Annotated in this window: 5 protein-coding genes; all 5 read right to left on the reverse strand. The window is 62.6% G+C overall.

Translation table 11 applies throughout. The features are described 5' to 3' along the window. Nucleotides 1-117: 117 nt before the first annotated feature. Nucleotides 118-1,332, reverse strand: a complete 1,215-nt coding sequence (gene trpB / locus ACIQ2A_RS25580) for a tryptophan synthase subunit beta (protein WP_398484825.1) — start codon at nt 1,330-1,332, stop codon at nt 118-120. Further along, entirely contained in the window at nt 1,332-1,985 is a 654-nt protein-coding gene (locus ACIQ2A_RS25585; protein ID WP_398484827.1) for a phosphoribosylanthranilate isomerase, read from the reverse strand. The genes trpB and ACIQ2A_RS25585 overlap by 1 nt, the downstream gene beginning before the upstream one ends. A gap of 78 nt (nt 1,986-2,063) precedes the next feature. Beyond that, nucleotides 2,064-2,456, reverse strand: a complete 393-nt coding sequence (locus tag ACIQ2A_RS25590; protein WP_398484829.1) for a lipopolysaccharide assembly LapA domain-containing protein — start codon at nt 2,454-2,456, stop codon at nt 2,064-2,066. A gap of 65 nt (nt 2,457-2,521) precedes the next feature. Continuing rightward, on the reverse strand, nt 2,522-2,848 hold the full coding sequence (locus ACIQ2A_RS25595) for an integration host factor subunit beta (protein WP_398484831.1): 327 nt from the start codon (nt 2,846-2,848) through the stop codon (nt 2,522-2,524). A 185-nt stretch (nt 2,849-3,033) separates the two neighbouring features. Then, nucleotides 3,034-4,008, reverse strand: a complete 975-nt coding sequence (sppA, locus tag ACIQ2A_RS25600; RefSeq protein WP_398484833.1) for a signal peptide peptidase SppA — start codon at nt 4,006-4,008, stop codon at nt 3,034-3,036. Between the last annotated feature and the right edge of the window lie 254 nt (nt 4,009-4,262).

Consider the following 4,262-nt stretch of genomic DNA (forward strand, 5'->3'; position numbering starts at 1 on the left):
CCACTGTCCCCGGAAAGGAAAGAGCATATGGAGCTCCCTCTTCACCTCTCCCCACCGGGGAGAGGTCGGATCGCCCTTGCGATCCGGGTGAGGGGGCTCTGCTGTCTCCGTTCAAGCTCACTTCCGCGCCTTCAGAATATCGCCCACCTGCGGGACGTCCTTGTCGCCGCGGCCGGAGAGGTTGACGACCATCAGGTGATCTTTTGGCAGTGTCGGCGCCAGTTCGCTCACCTTGGCCAGCGCATGCGCCGGCTCCAGTGCCGGGATGATGCCTTCGAGTTTCGACAGCAGCTGGAATGCCGCCAATGCTTCTTCATCCGTCGCCGAGAGATACTTCACGCGACCGATCGAATGCAGCCAGGAATGCTCGGGGCCGATGCCGGGGTAATCGAGACCGGCGGAGATCGAATGGCCTTCCTGGATCTGGCCGTCTTCGTCCATCAGCAGATAGGTGCGGTTACCATGCAGAACGCCTGGACGACCGCCCGCGATCGATGCGGCATGCAGGCCGGTGAGGCCGTGGCCGGCGGCTTCGACGCCGTAGATATCGACGGACGTGTCGTCGAGGAACGGATGGAAGAGGCCCATCGCATTGGAGCCGCCGCCGATACAGGCGATCAGCGAATCCGGCAGGCGACCTTCGATCTCCTGCATCTGCACCTTGGTCTCGTCGCCGATGATCGACTGGAAGTCGCGCACCATCATCGGATAGGGATGCGGGCCGGCGACGGTACCGATGCAATAGAACGTGTTGTGCACATTGGTGACCCAATCGCGCATCGCCTCGTTCATGGCGTCCTTCAGCGTGCGCGCACCGACCTGCACCGGCACCACCTTGGCACCGAGCATTTCCATGCGGATCACATTGGGCTGCTGACGTTCGACGTCCACGGCGCCCATATAGACGATGCATTCGAGGCCGAAGCGCGCGCACAGCGTCGCCGTCGCCACGCCATGCTGGCCGGCGCCGGTCTCGGCGATGATGCGCTTCTTGCCCATGCGGCGCGCGACCATGATCTGGCCGAGCACATTGTTCACCTTGTGCGAACCGGTGTGATTGAGCTCTTCTCGCTTCAGATAAATCTTGGCGCCACCGAGATGCTCGGTGAGGCGCTCGGCGAAATACAGCGGCGACGGACGGCCGACATAGGCCTTCAGGTAGCCGTCCATCTCCTTGCGGAAGGCCGGATCGGCTTTCGCATCCTCATAGGCCTTCTGCAGATCGAGGATCAGCGGCATCAGGGTTTCGGCGACGAAGCGGCCGCCAAAGATGCCGAAATGGCCGGTCTCGTCGGGGCCGGTCCGATAGGAGTTTGGGATCGCAGTCGTCATCAGGTCGCCAGCTCTTCCGTTGCGCGCGCGGCGCGGATGAAATTGCGGATCATCTCGGGATCCTTGATGCCCGGCGCGCTTTCAACGCCGGACGAAATATCGACGCCACCGGCGCGCGTGATCCGCACGGCCTCGGCGACATTCTCTGCATTCAATCCACCCGACACCATGAAGGGTAGTTTGAGATCGAGCCCTTCGAGCAAGTGCCAATCAAACACAGCACCGAGACCACCGGGACGCGTGGCGTCTTTCGGAGCCTTGGCATCGAACAGGATGCGATCGCAGACGGCGGCATAGCCGGGCAGCGCGGCGAGATCGGCCGCAGTCTCCACGGCGATCGCCTTCATCACGGGCAGCCCGAACTTCTGCTTGATGTCGCGAATGCGGGCGAGGCTTTCCTTGCCATGCAGCTGCAGGATCTGCGGACGCAGCGCCTCGATGCTATTGGCCAGCAATGCGTCATCGGCATCCACCGACAGCGCGACCTTCACGGCCTTCTTCGCCTGCTGTCCGAGCTTCTCGGCCATATCGAGCGAGACATGGCGCGGCGATGGCGGGAAGAACACGAAGCCCACCATATCGGCGCCAGCGAGCAGAGCCGCGTCGAGCGTCTCTGGCGTGGACAGGCCGCATATTTTGACGGTCAGGGGCATGCTCTCAACGGGCCACTGCGAACAGGGAATGGTGAAACGGACAGGCGGCGCCGGCAATGGCGCGCATCCGGGCGGGTTCTACAACGTCGCGCCGGCCTTGTCTCGCTCGCCGGCCGCATAGCCGGGCGCTGGCAGGCCCGGTACTGGCCTCTGGGTGGTCGCCCGTGCTGTTGCCATCTCGGCGCGGAGATCGGCCAGCTCACTCCTTGCACGGCGCGCATCGGCCTCATGCTGGCGCGCAGCGCGGCGCCAATGGCGCTGCCTGATCCAGGTGGCGGTACCGCCGGCGATGACGCCGAGAATGGCGACCACGATCAGCACCACAAACAGGGGCAATGTCGCACCGATGGAAGGATCAGCGCTGTTGAAGGGATCGAAGGAGACCGTCACCAGATGACGGTTGGCAACGGCGAAGACAATGAAAAGGATTGCGACGGGGATGACGACCAGAGCCGTGAGGAATTTGCGCATCGAGATCTCTCACGTAGCAGTGAAGCGAGACGAAAACCGCCCCGCCCATCGCGAGCCGAGCCCGCTTAGGAGGCGCTGGCTTCCGATGCCTGGGCCGGCGCCGGCGCAGACGGGTCGCGATTCAGGCGCTCGCGCATTTCCTTGCCCGTCTTGAAGAACGGCACGCTCTTCTGATCGACCGGAACATGCTCACCGGTGCGCGGATTGCGGCCTGCACGCGCCGGACGATGCTTCACAGAGAAAGCACCAAAACCGCGCAGCTCGACCCGATCACCGCGCGCGAGGGCTGCGACGATTTCGTCGAGGATCGCATTCACGATGTTCTCCACATCCCGCTGGTACAGATGCGGGTTGTGTTCAGCGATGCGTTGGACGAGTTCGGATTTGATCATCGAGACGTTGGGCTATGAATTGGAGGCTGCATTTCCGTGAAAAAGTGCTGAGCTGTCAAGTCGCTAAATGACGGATGACTGCCCGGAAAGTGCGTGACAATTGCTCCAAAAGACGCTTGGCCGCCTGCTCGCAGTGCGGAACAGCGGGTTGCGGGCAGACTGCGTGACATCTTCTGGATTCAGACTCAGTTCAACGACACCGGACGCCACAGCGCCAGCATGCCGTCGAGACCCATACCATCGATGGCTTGCGCAAAACCGCCCTGCTCCACCTGACGTGCGATGGACGACAGGCCTACCGCGTCCAGCGTGACCGAAGTGGCTGCCCGCAGGAAAGTGAGATCGCCGAATTTCGGCGACAGTTTGTAATCACGCACCGGCAGATCGCTCTTGATCTTCTTTTCAGCCACCAGCCACGCCACCGCAGTCTTCTCGTCGCCGATCTGGTCGATCAGCTTGAGGCCAATCGCCTGACGCCCGGTGAACACACGGCCGTCGGCCACTTTCTCGATCTGCAGGTCATCCATGGCGCGGCGGTTCTGCACGAGGCCGCGGAACCAGGTGTAGTTGTCTTTCACCAGCACTTCCAATGCGGCGCGGGCTTCCGGCGAGGGCTCATCGACGCCGTTCGGCGCCGCCTTCAGCGGCGAGGATTTCACTTCCTCGAGTTTGACGCCGACGGTCTTCATCAGGCCGCTGAGCACGGGAAACTGCACCAGCACGCCGATGGAGCCGACCATCGATGTCTGCCGCGCAATGATCTGATCCGAGGCGAGGGCTGCGATATAGGCGCCGGAGGCGGCGACACCTTCGACCATGACGACCATCGGCTTCTTGGCTTTCAGGCGCATCAGCGCGTCGTAGAGCTGCTCGGAACCTGCGACCGTACCGCCGGGCGAATTGATCTGCACGATGACGGCAGCCGCTGACGACTTCTCCAGCCGCTCCAGCGCCTCGATGCGCTCATTGTTGCTCTGGATCAGCCCTTCGATCTTGATGCGCGCGATGGCGCCGGAGGACGCCTGTGTTCCCGAGCGCGTCGCATAGAGGCCACCTGCGACAATGGCGACCACCGCCACGAGCACCGCAATGGTCCGCCAGAAGGTCAGCTTGCGGCGCAGCCGGCGGCGATCGACGATCACATCGGAATCAAGCGACATGCGGGGCTCCTGAACTTCGGCGGGACGGTATCAATCGTCTGCGCAGACTTTACGTGGGGTTTCTCGAATACCTCAATTGCGAGGCAATATGAAGAAAACAAGGTGATGGGAGCGTCACACATGTTCTTCCCCTCATGGTGAGGAGGCGCGCAGCGCCGTCTCGAACCATGAGATGGCCTGGCTCGGCGCTCGCTGCCATCCTTCGAGACGCGCGCTTTGCGCGCTCCTCAGGATGAGGGGCGGATGAAACAAAA

Origin of the sequence: Tardiphaga sp. (genome assembly GCF_044336785.1) — a bacterium.
Lineage (GTDB): Bacteria > Pseudomonadota > Alphaproteobacteria > Rhizobiales > Xanthobacteraceae > Tardiphaga.

Excerpts from the sequence above, each read along its gene's own strand:
- sppA (WP_398484833.1), bottom strand. The coding sequence starts at position 4,008 with ATGTCGCTTGATTCCGATGTGATCGTCGATCGCCGCCGGCTGCGCCGC.
- ACIQ2A_RS25585 (WP_398484827.1), bottom strand. The coding sequence starts at position 1,985 with ATGCCCCTGACCGTCAAAATATGCGGCCTGTCCACGCCAGAGACGCTC.
- ACIQ2A_RS25595 (WP_398484831.1), bottom strand. The coding sequence starts at position 2,848 with ATGATCAAATCCGAACTCGTCCAACGCATCGCTGAACACAACCCGCAT.
- trpB (WP_398484825.1), bottom strand. The coding sequence starts at position 1,332 with ATGACGACTGCGATCCCAAACTCCTATCGGACCGGCCCCGACGAGACC.
- ACIQ2A_RS25590 (WP_398484829.1), bottom strand. The coding sequence starts at position 2,456 with ATGCGCAAATTCCTCACGGCTCTGGTCGTCATCCCCGTCGCAATCCTT.